Raw genomic sequence first — 17,685 nt, 5'->3', positions numbered from 1 at the left:
TCCTTGCGCCTGGCGCAAGGAAGGGGGCCTTCATGTACTCGCGGGGCGACCGCAACGCCTCAACGGGGTTCGGTAGGTGACCCGGCGAGTGCCGGCAGGCAAAGCTGCACCCACGCGACATCCCGCCACGCCCCGTGCTTGTACCCGATCCGCCGGTAGGTCCCCACCGGCTCGAACCCCAGCGCGCGATGCAGCCCGGCGCTCGCGTCGTTCGGCAGCACCATCCCCGCGCAGAAGTTCCGGAAACCGCGTGCCGCCAGCGTGTCCAGCAGCGCCTGATAGAGCGCGCGGCCACCACCGGTCCTCCGGCGGCCGAGCTCCAGATAGATACTGACCTCGCAAGACCAGCGGTAGGACGGACGACCGCTGAAAGGGCCTCCGTAGGCGTAGCCGGCGACGCGGCCTTCGTCGTCTTCGAGGACGAGCCAAGCGTGCGATCGCTGTGCCTTGGCGATGCGCTCGGCCATCTCGTCCGGCTTGGGCGGCTCGGTCTCGAACGAGATCACCGTGTCGGTGACATACGGCGCGTAGATCTCCGCGCACGCCGTCGCGTCGGCTTCCGTCGCTTCCCTGATCACCATGGCGACCATAGTAACCGAGGCTGCCACTATAGTAAGCAGCATGTCGGATCCCTTGTCCGCGTCGCTCGCCGCGACGCTCCAGTCCGCGAGACTCGACCAGAACCTCTCGGCCAACGCCCTCGCCGAGTCCTCGGGCGTGTCCAGGGCGATGATCGGCAAGATCGAACGCGGCGAGGCGCAGCCGACGGCCGTCCTGCTCAGCAGGCTTTCCGCCGCGCTCGGGATGACGTTGTCCGAACTGATCGCGCGCGCCGAACACGGCGACCGGCGGCTCGCGCGCTTGGCCGATCAGCCGACCTGGACCGACCCCGACACCGGGTACGTGCGCCGCGCGGTGTCGCCGTCCCTCGGCGGACCGCTGGAACTGGTCGAGGTCGTCCTGCCCGCCGGTGCCGAGGTCGCCTTTCCCGCCCACACCTACGCGCTGACCCACCATCAGATCTGGGTGCTCGACGGGCATCTGCGCTTCCGCGAGGGCGATGTCGACCACGAACTCGACGCGGGCGACTGCCTGCAACTCGGCACCCCGCGGCAGTGTGCCTACGTCAACCCGACCGACGAGCCGGTCCGATATTTGGTCGCCCTCGCCCGGCGGCACGCCTGATACTCGGGGCATGTACTCCCGGGCCCTCGCACACGTCGCGGCGAAAGCACGCGGCGGGCACGAGGCCGGGCTGCCGGTGACACTGCACTTCCATCCCGATCGATCCACAGTGGACGGACGTTCGGTACTGACGGCGATGGCCGAGGACGGCTGCTACCGCAACCAGTTCGAAACCGGGACGAGCAACGGCGGGCTGACCGCGCACCCCGGCGGAGCCCGCTGGCGCTGGGAAAGCCGGATGTTCGGCGGCATCTACGACGACGTGTCGCCCGCCCAGCGGCCGAAGTACGGTGCCTTGAACTTCCGCCGCCGTCCCACCGGCGGCGCGCCGAGGTTCGGCTCGGCCCACTTCCGGATGGCCGCGCACACCGTCGCGCGGACGACGTTCTGCTATCCGGACAGCGTGCTGGATCCGGCGGATTTCGGTTACGGCACGAGGGTTTCCGCCCTGATCGCGCTGGCCGAGCAGGACGACACGGACCTCCTCGACGACTACGTCGAGGCGCACGTCCACGGCCACGTCGATCTCGCGACGGACGTCGAAGCCCTCGTGCTCGACCCGAGTCATCGCGGAACCGACGTCGAAAAGGCCGCGCTCCGGCTGGACTGCCCTGTCGAATGGCATCCGGGTTTCCGCCTGCCGACCGAAGAACTCGAACGGCACCCCGCGTACCGAGGTCCGGAATTCGTCGAACTCGGCCTGGCTTTGGCCGAAGACGGCCATCTCGACCCGCGGGTGCTCGGTGAAGCGGGCCACCTCGATCCGCAAGCCCTCAAACGCGTCTGGCACTACGTCGCGCGCTTCGGGGCACTACCGTGACGGGTATGTACTCCACGGAGATCGAGGTGCGCACCGGCAGCGTGGCCGTGGTGCACGACCTGACCAAGGACGCCGAGACCTTCCTTCGCGACGCGGACGCCGAGGACGGGATCCTGCACGTCTTCGTCCCGCACGCGACGTCCGGGCTGGCGATCCTCGAAACCGGCGCGGGCAGCGACGAAGACCTGCTCACCGCGCTCGACGAACTGCTCCCCCGCGACGGCCGCTGGCGGCACCAGCACGGCAGTCCCGGTCATGGCCGTGACCACGTCCTGCCCGCGCTGCTGCCGCCGTTCGCGACGATCCCGGTGATCGGTGGCGTGATGACGCTGGGCACCTGGCAGTCGGTCTGCCTAGTGGACACCAACCTGGACAACCCGGTCCGGCGTGTCCGCTTCAGCCTGCTGGAGGGCTGACCTGCCCGGCCACAGCGCGAGCAAGAGCCCGGCCGTGAGCAGCCCGGCGAGCACCCACACCCCGGTTGCGACGTCCGGCGCTCCGGGCACGCCCTGCAACAGGCTCCGGAGCGCTTCCGCGGAGAACCGGAAGGGCGTCCAGGACCACAGCACCGCGCGATAGGCGGGGTTCAGCAGCTCCGGCACCTGCCCCGCGACGGCGGGCGCGACCAGATACAGCGGGCCGAGGATCGCCATCGCCCGCACGCCGAGCAGCCGCAGCAGACCGGTCTGCAAGGCCGCGAACCCGGTCGAGGCCAGGAAAAGGAAGCCGAGGACGTCCCAGCCGAGCGGGAGCGCGGAGTCCCACAGTTTCAGGAATCCGGCCAGGACGCCGGTCACCAGCGCCCCCGCCGCGACGATCTGCGTGAAGCGCGCGCCGGCTCCCGCGTCCCGGCCGATCCGCCGTCCGGCCACGATCAGCACGGCACCGGCGGCCAGGCAGCCGACCCACGCCAGCGCGCTCAGCGCGAGCGGCGCGGTCCGGCCCGCGACGCTCGCGGGGTGCAGCGTTTCGACCTTCGGCGTGCCACCCGTCGCCTGTGCGGCGCCGGTCAGGACCTGTTGCGCGATCTGTGTCCCGGACGGGTTCACCGCCCCGGACACGACGACCGTCGACGGGAGTTCGAGGACGCCGTAGACCTCCTTGTCCTCCAGTAGTTTCCGGCCTTCCTCGGGCGAGGTCACCCGCCAGGAGACCGGACCGCCGCCATGGGACGCGATCCCGTTCGCGGCCACCTGCAGCGGCCCTGGCGGCGCGGCCACGGCGATGGGGAGACCGTCGGGCGCGACGGTGGCCTGCGCGCCGAAGGTGAGAAAGCCCAGCACGACGGCGACCAGCGCACCGGCCACCGCGGCGAGCAAAGCGAAGGCCCCGGCGGGGCGACGGTTCGGCATGACCGTCCTCCATTTATTCGTCACTTGTTGAATTAGCTGCCAAGGTAGGCGTCCACCCCCAGGAAGTCAACAGACGTTGAATAAGCTCACCGGTACCGTCGACCGCGTGACTACTCCGCATCGGCTAGTGCTTTGGGACATCGACCAGACCCTCGTCGACCTGCGCGGCATGGGTGCCGCCTGGTACACGGCCGCGCTCGCCGAGGTCGCGGGCGTCGAACTGCGGGCGCTGCCGAACTTCGGCGGCCGCACCGAACGCGCCATCAGCGCGGACATCCTGACCTCGCACGGTGTCGAACCCACCGAGGAGAACGTGCGCAAGCTGTGGCTCGCGCTGATCGCGGTCTCCGAAAGTCACGCGCCGACGCTGTCCTCGAACGGCCGGGCACTTCCGGGCGCCAAGGACGCGCTGAACGCCTTCGCCCGGCACGGCGGCGTCGTCCAGACGCTGGTCACGGGGAACCTGCCGGAGATCTCCGTACACAAGCTGACCGCGTTCGACCTGCACGAACACGTGGACTTCGAGATCGGCGGCTACGGCTCGCTCTCGGCGCACCGGCCCGATCTGGTGCCCGCCGCCGTCGGCCAGGCCTCGGCCAAACACGGCACCGACTTCGTGCCCGAATCGGTCGTCGTCATCGGCGACACCCCGGACGACGTGCGGGCCGCGCTCGACAACGGCGCCGTCGCGGTGGCCGTGGCGACCGGGCAGTTCAGCGCGGAGGAACTGGCCGACGCGGGCGCGCACACCGTGCTCGGCGACCTGTCCGACCTGGCAGCGGTGCGCGCGGCCGTGCTCGGGGAGGCCAACTAAGCTCGCTCCATGGCATACCCAGGCGGCAACGGCTGGCCGGAGCAGCAACCTCAGCAGCCCTATCAGCAGCAACCCCCGCAGCAGGGGTATCCGCCGCAGTACGGCCAGTACCCGCAGCAGCCGTACGAGGGTTACCAGCAGTTCCCGCAGCAGACGTACCAGGGATTCGCGCCGGAGCCGCCGAAGAAGAGCAAGAAGGGCCTCTGGATCGGTCTCGGCGCGCTCGTCCTGGTGATCGCCGTCGGCGCCACGCTCTTCTTCGTCCTGCGTGACGGCGACGAGCCACAGCCTCAGGCCGGTCCGCCGCCTTCGTCCGCGCCGGTGCCGCCCTCGTCCTCGGCGTCGAAACCGCCGTCCACGAGCAGCGGTGCCCCGAAAGACAACGAAGTGCCCTCGACGACGCCCGGCTGGCAGGGGATCCTGTCAGCCAAGGACAAGACCGCCTACGACCTTCCCGCGTCCGGCTGGGAAACCAAGCCGGGCCAGATCGTCGGCTACAACGAGGGCGAGTTCAAGATGGTCATCCACGAGGCGTCGACGTACAAACTCGGCGCCTGCCCGGATGCCCGGGGCTCGAACCGCGGCGTCGTCGGCTTCGCCACCGCGGGCGACATCCCGGTCGAGAACGCCGCCAGGGGCGCCGTCCGGCTCTGGATCCAGTCCGCCACCGGCAAGGCCGACGTCCCGATGCCCGACGTCAAGCAGGTCCCGATCGCGAACGGAGCGATCCAGGCGACCAGTTCGACCGGGACGTTCACCCCGCCCGAGACCGAAGAGTGCCGGGCGCCGAGCGTGAAAATCACCTCGGCCGCGTTCAAATCCGGCGAGCAGACCATCTGCTTCGTCATGGCCATCGACCAGGGCACACCCGACGCGCTTCCCGACGCGGACGCGCAAAAGATCCTCGCGAGTCTGAGGCCACAGCCATGACCGGCCCCGGTGAGCGCTCCGACGAACCGCGAACGTGGTTCGTCGATCCGCTCACCGGGCAGCCACTCGAAGCCGAGACCGAAAAGACCGGGCCGATCCCGGTCGTCCGGGACCCCGCCCCGGCTCGCCGCCGTCTCCGCCTCAGGCCGACGCTGGGCGTCATCGGGCTGATCGTCGTCCTCGCGGTCGGCACGACGGCCACGTACCAGGCCAGGACAGCGCCGCCACCGCCCGCGCCGAGCCTCGTCCTTCCCGACCCGGTGATGCCCACCAGGATCGAGCCCGTGATCGCGGGCTGGCAACCCGTCCAGTCCGACGATCACCCGCTCGTTTTCGACGTCCCGCCGGATTGGAAGCTCGAAGAGCCGGACGTCGCCGTCGGGTACGAGACGCCGGCCGGTGACCTCGTCACCCTGCAAGGCGTCGCCCGCTACCACCGCGATTTCTGCCCGGCCTCCGACCTCGCGGCGCGGGCGATGGCGGGATTCACCACCATCGACGAGGGCGAGGTCGGCGGCACCGCCCAAGCGGCGGAGGAAACGACCCTGCGATGGGCCGAAGCCGCGTACGGCTCTCTCGGCGAAGGACGGTCCCCGAAGACCGAAATCGGCAAGGCGGACCCGGTGAAGATGCTGGACGGCGGCGCGACGGCCACCGCCGTGACCACCACCGTCGTCCCCGCCCCGGACGGGCCCTGCCCGGCCCCGTCGGTCGCGATCACCGCGATCGCCCTCCCCTTGCGCGCCCTGCCCGGATCCGGCCGCTACCACGTCCTCCTGGTACTGGCGGACCAGGGAATCCCCGACGCCGTCGCCAGGGACATCGTCCTCAAGATGGGTGGGACCATCCGTCGCGAGTAGCACTCCCCTAAGGGAAAGATGGGTCCGGTGCCGGATGTGCCGGACCGGCTCCCGCGCCTAATTTGATTTCCATGCCAAAAGGGGGAAGCGGGACGGCCGCGCCGGACCGGACGCACAAGATCGCCACGGTGCTGAGGCACCGGCTGCCTTTCACCACCCTCGTCACGCTGACCATGCTCGCGCTCGCCTTGGCCACGGGCGCGCTCTGGTCGGCCGCCGAGGACCGCGCGGTGTACCCGTACATCGCGTATGGGCTGCCGTCACTCGAATCAGGCCGATGGTGGACCGTGCTCACCGGACCGCTGTTCGCGGTCGTCCCGCTGTACTACTTGCCGATGGTGCTCAGCTTCGCGCTGTTCGCCGGGTTCGCGGAGTGGCGGCTCGGGACGCGCCGGGCGATGGCCGTGACCATCGGCGGCCAGTTCGTCAGCGTGCTGGTGGCCGTGCAGTTCCTGGCGCTGAGCCGGAACTCGGGCTGGGAGTGGGCGGAACGGGTCGCGGGCAGCCTCGACGTCGGGTTCTCCGGGGGCGCGCTCGCCGCGGTCGCGGTCGCCAGCGCCACCCTGCGCCCGCCGTGGCGCCTGCGGTTGCGCGCCGGATTGTGCGTCTACGCCGGGATCGCGATCATCTTCGTCGGCACCCTCGCCGACCTCGTGCACTTCTTCGCCCTCGTCCTGGCCCTGCCGTTCGGGCGCAAGTTCCTCGGTTCGAAGGAATCCGGCCGCGAACGACGGCCGAGCCTGCGCGAGTGGCGGTTCTACGTCGTGGCCGGCCTGCTGGTGCTGACGGTCGCCGAACTGGTGATGTCCTTCGTACCGGGCAACGGTCCCTTCGGTTCGTCCGAGGAGCTCTCGCTGTCCACCTGGGAAGTCGTCGTCCTGTGCCTGATCGTGGTGCCGATCATGAACGGCCTGCGCAAGGGCAGCCAGGTCGCCTGGTGGTGCGCGATGATCCTGACCTCCTTCGTCATCCTTCAGGTGATGGTCTACGGCGGGGTGCTCACGCTGGCGGAGATCTTCGGTGACGAGAGCGAACTGATGGATCCGCCGCTGTTCTTCGTGGACAACCTCCTGTGGACGGTCGAATTCGCGTTGCTGGTCTCGTCGCGGGGTGCCTTCCGCGTGCCGTCGCGCCGGAAGCGCCGTCGTCTCGGCCGGATGGGCAACCCCGCGCTGGCCCGCACGCTGCTCAGCCGTCACGGCGGAAGCACGCTTTCGTGGATGACGACCTGGCCGCAGAACTCGTACTTCGTGGCCGCGGACGGCAAGTCCTACCTCGCCTACCGGCGGCACGCCGGGGTCGCCATCGCCCTCGGCGACCCGATCGCCCCGGACGGCGCCGCCGACCGGACGATCGCCGAGTTCATCACGATGTGCGAGAACACCGGTCTCGTGCCGTGCCTGTTCTCCGCCACCGGCGACACCACCGCGAAGACGGAGGAACTCGGCTGGAAGCAGGTCCAGGTCGCCGAGGACACCCTGATCGAACTGGAAACGCTGGAGTTCCGCGGCAAGCGCTGGCAGGACGTGCGGACCGCGCTCAACCGCGCCAAGAAGGACGGCATCGAGTTCCGGCTCGTCCGGCTCGCCGACCAGCCGCGCGCGGTGATCTCGCAGGTGCGCGCGATCTCCGAGGAGTGGATCAGCGACAAGGGCATGCCGGAAATGGGCTTCACCCTCGGCGGGGTCGACGAGGCGATGGACCCCGAGACCCGGGTCGGCCTCGCGGTGGACGCCGACGGCGTGGTCCACGGCGTGACGTCGTGGATGCCGGTCTACACCGGCGCGGGCGCCGTCGGCGGCTGGACGCTCGACGTCATGCGCAAACGCGCCGACGGCTTCCGCCCGTCGATGGAGTTCCTGATCGCGTCGTCGTGCCTGGCCTTCCGCGATGAAGGCGCGAAGTTCGTTTCGCTGTCCGGCGCCCCGCTGGCGAGCTCCGGCGAACCCGCGCACGCCGTCGAGCGGGTGCTGGACGCGCTCGGCACGATGATGGAGCCGTTCTACGGGTTCCGCTCGCTGCACGCGTTCAAGGCGAAGTTCCAGCCGCGGCACGTCCCGCTGTACCTCGCGTTCCGCGACGAGGCGGATCTGCCGCGGATCGGGATCGCGCTCGGCCGGGCCTACCTGCCGAACACCGGGCTCCTGCGGCTGGCGAAGCTCGCGCGCTCGGGCAAGAAGCCCCAGCCCCAAAGAGATCAGCGCAGCGTCGAAGGCGGCGGCGTGATGGTCTTGCGGTCCGCTTCCGGCACACCCCGGTAGGTCTTGAGGATCTTCAGGATCTGCTCGCGGTCCGCGCTGCCCTGTTCGTCTTGATCCGAATAGACGAGCAGGGCGGCGGACGCGTCTCCCATGTCCACCGCCTGCACGCCGACCAGGGCACGCTTCGGGGTGCAGGGCGCCGCGTACCCGAGGGTCACCTCCGCGAGGACGATGCTCGCGGGGGCTTTTTTGCCGGTGCCCAGCGTGAACTCCGTCGCTTGCGGCGGTTCGACGGCGATCTTGGCCGAAAGCGGGCCCGCGTCGGGGTTGTACGCGCTCACCGCGAGATCGTTGACGGCCTTGTTCGCCGCGGCGGCCGCGTCGGCGACCTTCACGGTCGTCATCCCGCTGCCGCCGACCCTGCTCCCCTTGACCTGCGGGCAGTAGCCGTCGCCGACGAAGGCGCTGGAGAACATGGAGATGCCCGGGACGAGGGCGCCCTTCTCCCAGCCGTGGACCGTGCCCGGTTTCGGCGTCCAGTTCGGTGGGACGTCGTAGGCGACCTGACCGTCGGCCCCGGCCACCGACTGCCAGCCTTCGGTCACCGGCGGCGCGACGACGCGCGGCGAAGGCGTGTAGACGGTCGGGGTCCGGGGAGTCGGAGAGCTGCTGTCCGACGAGCGGTCACTGTTGTTCGCGAGCGCGGCGACCGCGATGACGCCGAGCGTGGCGAAGAAGCCGTACATGGCCCTTCGCCCGCTTCGCGACATCGGCTGCTTCGCGGGCTTTTGCGGCTCCGGCGCGGGTTCGGCTGCCGGCGCTGGTTTCGGTTCGGCCTGTTCCGGGGCGGGCGAGTAGCCGGGCGAGTCCGAGGGCTGATAGCCCCCGAACCCGTCCAGCGCCGCGTTGTCCTCGTAGCCCGGGGAATCCCCGCGCTTCTTGCCGAACAGACCCATCAGGAACGGACGAGCTTGACCAGGTGCTCCACGACCGCGTCGACGGCGATCTCCTCGCGGTCGCCGGTGCGGCGGTCCTTGACCTCGACGACGCCGTTCGCGAGACCGCGCCCGACGACGAGGATCGTCGGCACACCGACGAGTTCGGCGTCCGCGAACTTCACGCCCGGGGACGCCTTGCGGTCGTCGAGGACGACCTCGATCCCGGCGGCGTCCAGTTCGGCGGCGAGCTTCTCCGCGCCGGCGGCGATCGTCTCGTCCTTGCCCGCGATGACCACGTGCACGTCGAACGGCGCGACCTCGCGCGGCCAGACGATGCCGAGGTCGTCGTGGTTCTGCTCGGCGAGCACGCCGACCAGCCGCGAGACGCCGACGCCGTAGGAACCCATGGTGATGCGGATGGGCTTGGAGTCCGGGCCCAGCGCGTCCAGCGAGAACGCGTCGGCGTACTTGCGGCCCAGCTGGAAGATGTGCCCGATCTCGATGCCGCGCGCGGCGACCAGGGTGCCCTTGCCGTCGGGCGAAGCGTCGCCTTCACGGACTTCGGCGGCCTCGATCGTGCCGTCACCGGTGAAGTCACGACCAGCGACCAGGTCGACCACGTGGTGGTCGCGCTCGTCGGCGCCGGTGACCCAGGCGGTGCCGTCGACGACGCGCGGGTCGAGCAGGTAGCGGACGCCGTTGTCCTTCAGCGCCTTCGGGCCGATGTAACCCTTGACGAGGAAGGGGTTCTTGGCGAAGTCGGCCTCTTCGAGCAGCTCGAACTCGGCGGGCTCGAGCGACGCTTCGAGACGCTTCGTGTCGACCTCGCGGTCTCCGGGGAGGCCGATGGCCAGCAGCTCCCACTCCTTGGCGCCCGGCTGGCGGGTCTTCACCAGGACGTTCTTGAGCGTGTCCGCGGCGGTGAAAGTGCGCCCGAGACCGGCGTTGTTCAGGAACGTCACCAGCGACTCGATGGTCGGGGTGTCCGGCGTGTGGTGGACCTTCGCCTCGGGCAGGCCGTCGACCGGCTTCGCCTCGGGCGCGGGCGTGGTGACCGCTTCGACGTTGGCGGCGTAACCCGACTCGGTGCTGCGGACGTAGGTGTCTTCACCCGTCTCGGCGACGGCGAGGAACTCTTCGGAGGCCGAGCCGCCCATCGCGCCGGAGGTCGCCTTCACGACGACGTACTCGATGCCGAGGCGGTCGAACAACTTCGTGTACGCCTGGCGGTGCAGCTCGTACGACTTCGCCAGCCCCTCGTCGTCGAGGTCGAAGGAGTAGGAGTCCTTCATGACGAACTCGCGGCCGCGCAGGATGCCGGCCCGGGGACGCGCCTCGTCGCGGTACTTGGTCTGGATTTGGTACAGGACGACGGGGTAGTCCTTGTACGAGTTGTATTCACCCTTCACGGTGAGCGCGAAGAGCTCTTCGTGCGTCGGGCCGAGGAGGTAGTCGGCGCCCTTGCGGTCCTTGAGGCGGAACAGGGCGTCGCCGTACTCGGTCCAGCGGCCGGTGGCCTCGTAGGGCTCCTTCGGCAGCAGCGCGGGGAACTGGATCTCCTGCGCGCCGATGGCGTTCATCTCGTCGCGGACGACGTTCTCGATACGGCGCAGCACCCGCAGGCCCAGCGGCAGCCAGGAGTAGCCGCCCGGGGCCACCCGGCGGACGTAGCCGGCGCGTACCAGGAGCCGGTGGCTCGGTACCTCGGCGTCCGCCGGATCCTCACGCAGGGTGCGAAGGAACAACGACGACATCCTGGTGATCACTTCTGGGCTCCTCGCTGGAATTACGTGCTTAGACGTTCTGCGCAGCGTAGTCACCCCGCCCCGGGGCTGTTCAACCGGTTATCGCGGGCGCCCGGTTTTGTCGGTGGGTGCCGCTAGCGTTCCGCCATGGGTATCGAACTGGGCATGATCACGATCGACTGCGCGGATCCGCGCGAGCTCGCGGCGTTCTGGACGAAGGCGCTCGGGGTGGAGGTGGATCAGGACTACGAGGGCGAGTTCCTGATCCTGCGCCCCAAGGCCGGGGCCGGGCCCGTGTTCGCGTTCCAGCGGGTGCCGGAACCGCGTACCACCAAGAACCGCGTCCACATGGACTTCCAGACCGAAGACAGACAGAAGGAGGTGGAACGTTTGACCGCACTGGGTGCGAAGAAGCTCGACGAGCACGAGATGCCGGGTATCGCCTGGACGGTGCTGGCCGATCCCGCGGGCAACGAGTTCTGCGTCGCGGTCCACGGCTAGCCGGTGTCCCGCCGATCACGCTTGACGTCCGGCTGATCACGCGTGTCGTCCATCTGATCACGGGCGACGTCCGGCTGCGTACGCTTGACGTCCGTTGATAGTCATCGCCGCACCGGTCCGCCCCGGGACAGCCTCGGCGTTGTCCGGCTGGACGTGCGCTCAAGCGTGCCCAGCCGGACGGCACCCGTGATCAGGCGGACTACACGCGTGATCAGGCGGACGACACGCGTGATCAGGCGGACGGCACCCGTGATCAGAGGTCGTCCGGAGCGGGCAGCAGCTCGCGGACCTCTTGCGCGCAACGGCAGGCGACGGCGATCTCGGCCGCCCACCGCAACGCTTCCTCGCGCGTGGGCACGTCGACGATCGAGAATCCGCCGAGGTACTGCTTGCCCGCCGGCTGTGGGGCGTCGGTGACCGTGCCGTCGGTGGCCACCACGCTCGTCCCCTCCCGGGGCGTCAGGCCGCAGCCGAACACCCACACGCCGGCGTCCATGGCCGCCCGGACCACCGCGACCGACGCATCGGTGACGGCGGGCAGGTCCTCCTCGGAGATCTGCATCGCGCCTTCGTCGAACGAGATCAGGTACTGGGTCACTGCCGTCTCCTTGGTCCCCTTGGCCAGAGAAGCAGAGTCTCGCGCCCATGGGTGTGGAAGGGCAACGGATTCCGCGGCGAGTCCCATGGTCAGAATGGCGGCATGACGGAGCGAGCCATCCTGCCCTGGTCCGACATCGAGCTGCCCGACGGGCTGAGCGCCCGGCTCTACGACGGCACGGGTCCGCTGCCGGACGGCGACCTCGATGACGTCGAGGTCTACGTGCTGCCGTACGACTCGGGTTCGGAGCCGACGAAGCTGATCGCCCGGCTTCCCGCGTTGAAGCTGGTGCAGGCGCTTTCGGCCGGGGTGGAGAAGCTGGTCCCGCTGGTGCCGGCGGGAGTGAAGCTGGCCAACGGCCGCGGCCTGCACGACCTCAGCGTGGCCGAGCACGCGCTGGCTCTGATCCACGCGTCCCAGCGGGATCTGCCGCGCTGGTTCGCGCAGCAGGCGACGGCCTCGTGGGATCGCGAGCACACGCGTTCGCTGGCGGACAGCCGGGTGCTGCTGATCGGCCACGGCTCGATCGGCCAGGCCATCGAGCGGCAGCTGGTCGCGGCCGAGGCCGTCGTGACCAGGGTGGCGAGCACGGCCCGGCCCTCGGAACGGGTGCACGGCGTCGGCGAACTGGCGGAACTGCTGCCGTCCGCCGACATCGTGGTCCTGATCCTGCCCGAAACGCCCGCGACCATGGGCTTGTTCGGCGCCGCGGAACTCGCCGCGCTACCGGACGACGCACTGGTGGTGAACGTCGGGCGGGGCTCGGCGATCGACACCGGGGCGCTCACCGCGGAGACCGTCTCCGGACGGTTGCGGGCCGCGCTGGACGTCGTCGATCCGGAGCCGCTGCCCGCCGGGCATCCGCTGTGGTCCGCGCCGGGCGTGATCATCACGCCGCACATCGCGGGCGGGTCGGCGTCGTTCTACCCGCGCGCGAAGCGGCTGGTCGCCGAGCAACTGCGCCGGTATGTCGCGGGCGAAGAGCCGCTGCACGTCGTCAGCTGACGTACTTTGTCGCGCTGACGGACTTGTCACGGTGCCTGCTCCCGGCTCGTTCGCCGGGTTCGCGGCCAGGGCGCGGACGTGACTCGCGTGATCAGAGGCGGATCTCGCGTGCTTGAAGCCGGAACTCGCGTGCTTGAAGCCGGATCTCGCGTGCTTGGAGGCGGAACTCACGTGTGCGGCGCCTGATCACGCGAGATCCGTCTCTGATCACGCGAGTTCCGTCTTCAAACACGCGAGATCCGTGTCGGATCACGCGAGTTCGGCGCGGCGTGCCCCGGGTGCCCGTGGGCGTTTAGTCCTCTGGATGCGGCCTGACGGCCTAGGGCCAGTGGGTCCGGTAGGCGAGCCAGTCGCGCATGGCCGCGGCGAGACGGCGTTGCGCCGCGCGGACCCCGGTCGTCGCGGGTGGTTCCGGTAACCGGGACGCGCGTTCGGCGTGCCCGGCCAGGGCGACGCCGAAAGCGGTGACCGCCCAGACCGGGACGCCGGTGAGCACGGGGCGGCGCCGCAGCAGGCGGTCGACGTCGGCGGGTTCGTGCCCGGCGTCGAGCAGGTACGGGACGAGCGCGACCAGATCGAGCCAGCCCGCGCCCCTCGCCGGATAGCGCCAGTTGGTGACGAGCACCCTGCCCGGCCCGGTCCGCACCAGGTATTCGAGCTGGATGTCGTTGTGCAGCAAGGTGTCCCCGGCCGACCAGGGATGCCAGGACGTCTCCAGCTGGACGAGCCTGTCGAGGTTGCGGACGGCCCAGCCGTCGAGGTCACCGGGGAGTTCCTTCGCCAGTTCGTGCCACCCGCGCAGGAGCGGGCCCAGATCGTCGAGCGCGTCCGGGACGTCGGGCAGCGGGCACGGCGTGAGCGTGCGCCCGAGCGCGCCGAACGTGGCCAGGACCGCGGAGATGTCCGGCGAGCCTGGGCGGAGGTTCGGCCTCGTGCCGTCGAAGTCGGCGAACGCGAGCACCAGCCAGTCACCATCCACAAAGGACAGCAACCTCGGCGTCGGCGCCTCCGGTGGCAGCCGTCGCGCGATGGCTGCCTCCGTCCGGTAGCCGCCCGCTCGCGGACTGTCGGCCGGAATGGCCTTCAGGAAGACCCAGCGATGACCGCGGTCGAGTTCGAGCCTCGCGGCGACACCGCCGTCGAATTCCGGGGTCTGCCACAGCGAACGACGGACCGCCGACCCGAGCTCACGCTCCACGGCGTCACGCGTCGCCGACGGCAGGTCGTGCCAGCCGAGGCGTGCGGAAACCGGCAACGCCCTACCACCCCCAGCGATCTCTCCGAGAAGATCGACTGTACCGAAATACGCCCTTTCGGGTGACAACCGGTCAGGTGGCGATGGGCTTCACGTACCCCGCCCAGCGCTGATGCTCGCTGAACCCGACGCGCTCGTAGACGCCGAGAGCGCGATGCGTGTTGTCCTGATCGACGTTGAGCGAAGCGCGCTGGAAGCCCGCGGCCTTGGCTTTGACGAGCGTGTGCCCGAGCAGCGCGCCGGCGATGCCGCGTCCACGAAGGCCCGCGTCGGTCGCGACGTGACTGGCGTACAGCTCTTTCACACCCGTCGCGGCCTCGTCGGAGGCGAAATGCGCGGTCAGCACCATCGCGACCACTTTGTCCCCGGCCGGGCTCAGCAACAGGAACGACAGATCCGGCTGGAAGTCCTTCGCGCCCACCACGAGATGCCGCCAGGCCTCCGGGGACTGCTCCGTGCTCCCCCAATGGTCCGCGAAGGTCTCGTTGCGGGACCGCAGGGTGAGTTCCTCGTACTTGTCCTCGTAAGCGACGAGGGGGAACTCTTCGGGCAGCGGCTTGACCGGCGGGAGCGAGCCGAGGTCGGCCCGCATGTCGACGAACCACCGGGCGTGCTCGTACCCGGCGTCCACGAGCACGTCGGTGAGCCAGCGCTGTTTGGTGTTGGCCGCGGCGTGCAGTTCCAGCGGTGCGTCCGGATGGGACTTCGCGTGGATCTCCTTGCCCGTCTTCTCGAACCAGGCGGTGAGGCGCGCGGCGATCGCATCGTCGCGGTACCCGGGGTGAACGAGCGTCTCGACCCGCACCATATGCGCCGGATTCGCCGCGTCACGCCGCCTGAGCAGGCCGTAGGCGACCAGCTTGCCGCCGTCCCAGGCGCTGGTGGTCGCCGTCGGCAGGTCGACGTTCGGCGAGCCGATCTCTTCGGCGAGGTCCTCCGCGCTGTAGTGCTCTTCGATCGGCTCGACACGCTCCGCCGCGGCGAAGGTCTCGGCCAGTCGTGGCATGTCTTCCATGGTCAGCGGGCGCCAGGTCAGGCTCATGCGGACGAGGCTAAGCCCGCGCCTCGGAGTGACGCACCCCATTTAGTTACGCTTCCGTGGTGCTCGTGCTGCTCCCCCCTTCCGAAACCAAGGCCGCCGGCGGCACCGGCGCGCCGCTGGACCTCGGCGCGCTGTCGTTCCCGGAACTGAACCCGACCAGGGCGAAGCTGGCCGACGCGCTGTCCGAACTCGCGGCCGACGTCCCGGCCAGCGTCGCCGCGCTCGGGATCACGCCACGACAGGCCGACGAGGTCGCCCGCAACGCCGAACTGTGGACCTCGCCCACGATGCCCGGGCTGCGCCGCTACACCGGGGTGCTCTACGACGCGCTCGACGTGAAGTCCTTCACCAAGGCGACGCTGGCGAAGGCCGAGAAGCGCCTCGCCGTCGCTTCGGCGCTGTTCGGCGTGGTCGCGGCGACGGACCCGATCCCCGCGTACCGGCTTTCCGGCGGGAACGCGCTGCCGTCGCTGGGGACCATCCGCAGCGTGTGGAAGCCGGTGCTCGAACCGGTGCTCCAGGGCATCGAGGGGCTGGTCGTCGACCTGCGTTCCGGAACGTACTCGGCGCTCGCGAAACTCCGGCCGGACGCGGTGACCGTGCGCGTCGTGACAGAAGACGCGAAGGGCAACCGGACCACGGTGAGCCACTTCAACAAGGCCTACAAGGGACGGCTGGCCGCGGAGCTGGTGAAGTCCCGGAGCGAACCGTCCACTGTGGAACAGCTGTTGCGGGTGCTGTCGAAGGCGGGTCTCGACGTCGAGCGCACCGGCGACCACAGCATCGAACTACTCACCGGCGACGGCGTGCATTAGTTCCGTACCCCTACGGGCTTCTTCCTCGGTTGTTCCACCAGGCACGGATGCGGAAAGTGATTTCCAGCCACCTGGAAAGGAACCACCGTGAACAGAAGACAACGGCTGCTGGGGATCGCCACCGCCACCCTCGGCTGCCTCTCGGTCCTCCTGCCCGCGCCCGCGGCCGCCGCGAACCTGCCCGCGGTCACGCCGACGGATCAAGCGGTCGTCCCCAGTGGACCGCACACGAACTCCATCGGCGGCACGCCCGCCTCGGTCAAGGACCACCCATTCATCATCGCGGGCCTGCGCCAGGGCGGCTCCCGGCCGCAGGGCCAGACGTGCACCGGTTCGGTCGTGGCGCCGCGCAAGATCCTGATCGCCGCCCACTGCAAGGCGGCCGAAGGCGAGAAGAGCTTCCTTTACGGACTGGACGATCTCAACGCGGGCGGCGGGACGAGGATCGGCGTCGTCAGCTACGACATCCACCCGAAGTACGTCAACTTCGACCAGGGTTACGACGTCGCGGTGGTCACCACGGACGCCGACATCCCGGTGCCGGGCGGCCAGTACGCGAAGGTCGCGACGTCGGCCGACACGGACCTGAACAAGCCGGGCAAGTCCGGGCTGGGGCTCGGCTACGGCAAGAAGAACCACAACGACAGTCCCGCGAACGTCGAACTGCACAAGTTCACCCTGCCGGTCGTGCAGGGCAGCAACTGCAACGGTGTCGGCGCGGGTTTCAAGGACGCCACGATGATCTGCAGTGGCTACAGCGACGGCCACGTGACGATCCTGCCGGGTGACAGCGGCGGTCCGCTCATCGTGGACGGCAAGGTCGTCGGCGTCGCCTCCTGGAGCCGCAGCGACTTCAAGTGGTACAGCGTCTACGGCCGGCTCAACAACGACATGGGCGACTGGGTCAAACAGCAGATCGGCGAGCCGAACAACCCCGAGACGTTCTCCCTCGCGGTGACGCCGTCCTCGCTCAAGGTCGAGCCGGGCAAGTACGTTTCGGCCACGGTGACCAGCAAGCCGGGCAAGAACGGCGCGGAGAAGGTCGATCTGAGCGCGTCGGGGCTTCCGGACGGCGCGAAGGCCACATTCCAGCCCGCGGCCATCAACTCGGGTGAGTCGGCGAAGGTGAGCATCGAGGTTCCCGCCGGGACGGCCGAAAAGGACTACGCGGTCACGATCTCGGGCAAGGGCACAACGGACACGGCGACCACGAAGCTGACACTGACCGTCGGCAACGGCGGCCCGCAGCCCGGCGACCTGAAGGTGAGCGTGAACCCCGGCAGCGGGACCGTCCAGCCCGGCTTCTTCAGCAACGTCACGGTTTCCGCCACCGGCGGGACCGGCACGATCACGCTTTCGGCGTCCGGACAGGGCCTGCCGTTCGCACCGTTCTTCAACCCGAAGACGATCTCGAGCGGCGGCAACTCGACCATGCAGGTGGCCGCGCCGTTCCAGCGGGGCACGTATCCGGTGACCGTCACCGCGACGGACTCGGCGGGCAAGACCGCTACGGCGACCTACACCCTCACCGTCCAGTAGCGCGTGTGTCATAAGGGGTCCCCTCAAGACGTTTTTCGTCTTGAGGGGACCCCTTATGACACTTCAGGAGCGGGAAAGCACCGCC

At 69.6% G+C, this 17,685-nt stretch carries 18 protein-coding genes; 11 read left to right on the top strand and 7 right to left on the bottom strand.

What is annotated here, in order from left to right; all coding sequences use genetic code 11:
• Positions 1-59 precede the first annotated feature (59 nt).
• Positions 60-590: a GNAT family N-acetyltransferase gene (locus ACFWMR_RS34180; RefSeq protein ID WP_378381376.1), complete on the bottom strand. Its 531-nt coding sequence runs from the start codon at positions 588-590 to the stop codon at positions 60-62.
• A gap of 31 nt (positions 591-621) precedes the next feature.
• Between ACFWMR_RS34180 and ACFWMR_RS34175 the strand changes: the two genes are divergently transcribed.
• The 3 genes from ACFWMR_RS34175 to ACFWMR_RS34165 are packed head-to-tail and all read left to right on the top strand — an operon-like array spanning position 622 to position 2,421.
• On the top strand, positions 622-1,185 hold the full coding sequence (locus tag ACFWMR_RS34175) for a helix-turn-helix domain-containing protein (protein WP_093934753.1): 564 nt from the start codon (positions 622-624) through the stop codon (positions 1,183-1,185).
• A gap of 10 nt (positions 1,186-1,195) precedes the next feature.
• Positions 1,196-2,005 (top strand): DUF3626 domain-containing protein, encoded by an 810-nt coding sequence (locus ACFWMR_RS34170; protein WP_378381375.1) that lies wholly within the window; start codon positions 1,196-1,198, stop codon positions 2,003-2,005.
• A gap of 5 nt (positions 2,006-2,010) precedes the next feature.
• Positions 2,011-2,421, top strand: a complete 411-nt coding sequence (locus tag ACFWMR_RS34165; protein ID WP_039916714.1) for a secondary thiamine-phosphate synthase enzyme YjbQ — start codon at positions 2,011-2,013, stop codon at positions 2,419-2,421.
• Here ACFWMR_RS34165 and ACFWMR_RS34160 read toward each other — a convergent pair.
• Positions 2,359-3,357, bottom strand: a complete 999-nt coding sequence (locus tag ACFWMR_RS34160) for an ABC transporter permease (protein WP_378381374.1) — start codon at positions 3,355-3,357, stop codon at positions 2,359-2,361. The two genes, ACFWMR_RS34165 and ACFWMR_RS34160, sit on opposite strands and share 63 nt — an antisense overlap.
• 127 nt (positions 3,358-3,484) lie before the next feature.
• On the opposite strand from ACFWMR_RS34160, the gene ACFWMR_RS34155 reads away from it, so the two are divergent.
• The 4 genes from ACFWMR_RS34155 to ACFWMR_RS34140 all read left to right on the top strand — a co-directional run bounded on the left by ACFWMR_RS34155 (position 3,485) and on the right by ACFWMR_RS34140 (position 8,222).
• Positions 3,485-4,171 carry an HAD hydrolase-like protein gene (locus tag ACFWMR_RS34155; protein ID WP_093934756.1) on the top strand — a complete coding sequence of 229 codons (687 nt, stop codon included), beginning with the start codon at positions 3,485-3,487 and terminating at the stop codon, positions 4,169-4,171.
• Positions 4,172-4,180: 9 nt separating this feature from the next.
• Positions 4,181-5,101 carry a hypothetical protein gene (locus ACFWMR_RS34150; RefSeq protein WP_378381373.1) on the top strand — a complete coding sequence of 307 codons (921 nt, stop codon included), beginning with the start codon at positions 4,181-4,183 and terminating at the stop codon, positions 5,099-5,101.
• The gene (locus ACFWMR_RS34145; RefSeq protein WP_378381372.1) at positions 5,098-5,961 is read left to right on the top strand and encodes a hypothetical protein; all 864 of its coding nucleotides are present in this window, start codon (positions 5,098-5,100) and stop codon (positions 5,959-5,961) included. Before ACFWMR_RS34150 ends, ACFWMR_RS34145 begins: the two co-directional genes overlap by 4 nt.
• Positions 5,962-6,032: 71 nt before the next feature.
• Positions 6,033-8,222: a bifunctional lysylphosphatidylglycerol flippase/synthetase MprF gene (locus ACFWMR_RS34140; RefSeq protein ID WP_378381371.1), complete on the top strand. Its 2,190-nt coding sequence runs from the start codon at positions 6,033-6,035 to the stop codon at positions 8,220-8,222.
• Here ACFWMR_RS34140 and ACFWMR_RS34135 read toward each other — a convergent pair.
• Both ACFWMR_RS34135 and ACFWMR_RS34130 read right to left on the bottom strand, forming a co-directional pair.
• Complete coding sequence (locus tag ACFWMR_RS34135; RefSeq protein ID WP_378381370.1) at positions 8,159-9,118, bottom strand: hypothetical protein; 960 nt, start codon at positions 9,116-9,118, stop codon at positions 8,159-8,161. The two genes, ACFWMR_RS34140 and ACFWMR_RS34135, sit on opposite strands and share 64 nt — an antisense overlap.
• Complete coding sequence (locus ACFWMR_RS34130; RefSeq protein ID WP_378381369.1) at positions 9,118-10,866, bottom strand: proline--tRNA ligase; 1,749 nt, start codon at positions 10,864-10,866, stop codon at positions 9,118-9,120. Before ACFWMR_RS34130 ends, ACFWMR_RS34135 begins: the two co-directional genes overlap by 1 nt.
• 126 nt (positions 10,867-10,992) lie before the next feature.
• On the opposite strand from ACFWMR_RS34130, the gene ACFWMR_RS34125 reads away from it, so the two are divergent.
• Positions 10,993-11,346 carry a VOC family protein gene (locus ACFWMR_RS34125; RefSeq protein WP_378381368.1) on the top strand — a complete coding sequence of 118 codons (354 nt, stop codon included), beginning with the start codon at positions 10,993-10,995 and terminating at the stop codon, positions 11,344-11,346.
• Positions 11,347-11,599: 253 nt separating this feature from the next.
• Here ACFWMR_RS34125 and ACFWMR_RS34120 read toward each other — a convergent pair whose 3' ends face one another.
• Positions 11,600-11,944, bottom strand: a complete 345-nt coding sequence (locus ACFWMR_RS34120) for a YciI family protein (RefSeq protein WP_093934763.1) — start codon at positions 11,942-11,944, stop codon at positions 11,600-11,602.
• 102 nt (positions 11,945-12,046) lie between these two features.
• Between ACFWMR_RS34120 and ACFWMR_RS34115 the strand changes: the two genes are divergently transcribed.
• Complete coding sequence (locus ACFWMR_RS34115; RefSeq protein WP_378381366.1) at positions 12,047-12,949, top strand: 2-hydroxyacid dehydrogenase; 903 nt, start codon at positions 12,047-12,049, stop codon at positions 12,947-12,949.
• Between the two features lie 319 nt (positions 12,950-13,268).
• Here ACFWMR_RS34115 and ACFWMR_RS34110 read toward each other — a convergent pair whose 3' ends face one another.
• Both ACFWMR_RS34110 and ACFWMR_RS34105 read right to left on the bottom strand, forming a co-directional pair.
• Positions 13,269-14,204: an aminoglycoside phosphotransferase gene (locus ACFWMR_RS34110; protein ID WP_378381365.1), complete on the bottom strand. Its 936-nt coding sequence runs from the start codon at positions 14,202-14,204 to the stop codon at positions 13,269-13,271.
• A 73-nt stretch (positions 14,205-14,277) separates the two neighbouring features.
• Positions 14,278-15,246: a GNAT family N-acetyltransferase gene (locus tag ACFWMR_RS34105; RefSeq protein ID WP_378276394.1), complete on the bottom strand. Its 969-nt coding sequence runs from the start codon at positions 15,244-15,246 to the stop codon at positions 14,278-14,280.
• Between the two features lie 59 nt (positions 15,247-15,305).
• Here ACFWMR_RS34105 and yaaA point away from each other — a divergent pair, with 59 nt between their 5' ends.
• Together yaaA and ACFWMR_RS34095 are read left to right on the top strand one after the other, a co-directional pair.
• Positions 15,306-16,061 (top strand): peroxide stress protein YaaA, encoded by a 756-nt coding sequence (gene yaaA / locus ACFWMR_RS34100; RefSeq protein ID WP_378381364.1) that lies wholly within the window; start codon positions 15,306-15,308, stop codon positions 16,059-16,061.
• Positions 16,062-16,148: 87 nt separating this feature from the next.
• Entirely contained in the window at positions 16,149-17,600 is a 1,452-nt protein-coding gene (locus tag ACFWMR_RS34095; protein WP_378381363.1) for a trypsin-like serine protease, read from the top strand.
• Positions 17,601-17,685 lie beyond the last annotated feature (85 nt).

Source organism: Amycolatopsis thailandensis, from assembly GCF_042723255.1.
Taxonomy (GTDB): domain Bacteria; phylum Actinomycetota; class Actinomycetes; order Mycobacteriales; family Pseudonocardiaceae; genus Amycolatopsis; species Amycolatopsis thailandensis.
The sequence above is the reverse complement of the archived record's forward strand: the minus strand, read 5'-3'. Positions and strand labels throughout refer to the sequence as shown.

What these genes read in the sequence shown, in the direction of transcription:
- ACFWMR_RS34125 (WP_378381368.1), top strand. Translation starts at nt 10,993, where the DNA reads ATGGGTATCGAACTGGGCATGATCACGATCGACTGCGCGGATCCGCGC.
- ACFWMR_RS34160 (WP_378381374.1), bottom strand. Translation starts at nt 3,357, where the DNA reads ATGCCGAACCGTCGCCCCGCCGGGGCCTTCGCTTTGCTCGCCGCGGTG.
- ACFWMR_RS34180 (WP_378381376.1), bottom strand. Translation starts at nt 590, where the DNA reads ATGGTCGCCATGGTGATCAGGGAAGCGACGGAAGCCGACGCGACGGCG.
- ACFWMR_RS34170 (WP_378381375.1), top strand. Translation starts at nt 1,196, where the DNA reads ATGTACTCCCGGGCCCTCGCACACGTCGCGGCGAAAGCACGCGGCGGG.
- ACFWMR_RS34115 (WP_378381366.1), top strand. Translation starts at nt 12,047, where the DNA reads ATGACGGAGCGAGCCATCCTGCCCTGGTCCGACATCGAGCTGCCCGAC.
- ACFWMR_RS34135 (WP_378381370.1), bottom strand. Translation starts at nt 9,118, where the DNA reads ATGGGTCTGTTCGGCAAGAAGCGCGGGGATTCCCCGGGCTACGAGGAC.
- ACFWMR_RS34175 (WP_093934753.1), top strand. Translation starts at nt 622, where the DNA reads ATGTCGGATCCCTTGTCCGCGTCGCTCGCCGCGACGCTCCAGTCCGCG.
- ACFWMR_RS34145 (WP_378381372.1), top strand. Translation starts at nt 5,098, where the DNA reads ATGACCGGCCCCGGTGAGCGCTCCGACGAACCGCGAACGTGGTTCGTC.
- ACFWMR_RS34150 (WP_378381373.1), top strand. Translation starts at nt 4,181, where the DNA reads ATGGCATACCCAGGCGGCAACGGCTGGCCGGAGCAGCAACCTCAGCAG.
- ACFWMR_RS34140 (WP_378381371.1), top strand. Translation starts at nt 6,033, where the DNA reads ATGCCAAAAGGGGGAAGCGGGACGGCCGCGCCGGACCGGACGCACAAG.
- ACFWMR_RS34105 (WP_378276394.1), bottom strand. Translation starts at nt 15,246, where the DNA reads ATGAGCCTGACCTGGCGCCCGCTGACCATGGAAGACATGCCACGACTG.
- ACFWMR_RS34165 (WP_039916714.1), top strand. Translation starts at nt 2,011, where the DNA reads ATGTACTCCACGGAGATCGAGGTGCGCACCGGCAGCGTGGCCGTGGTG.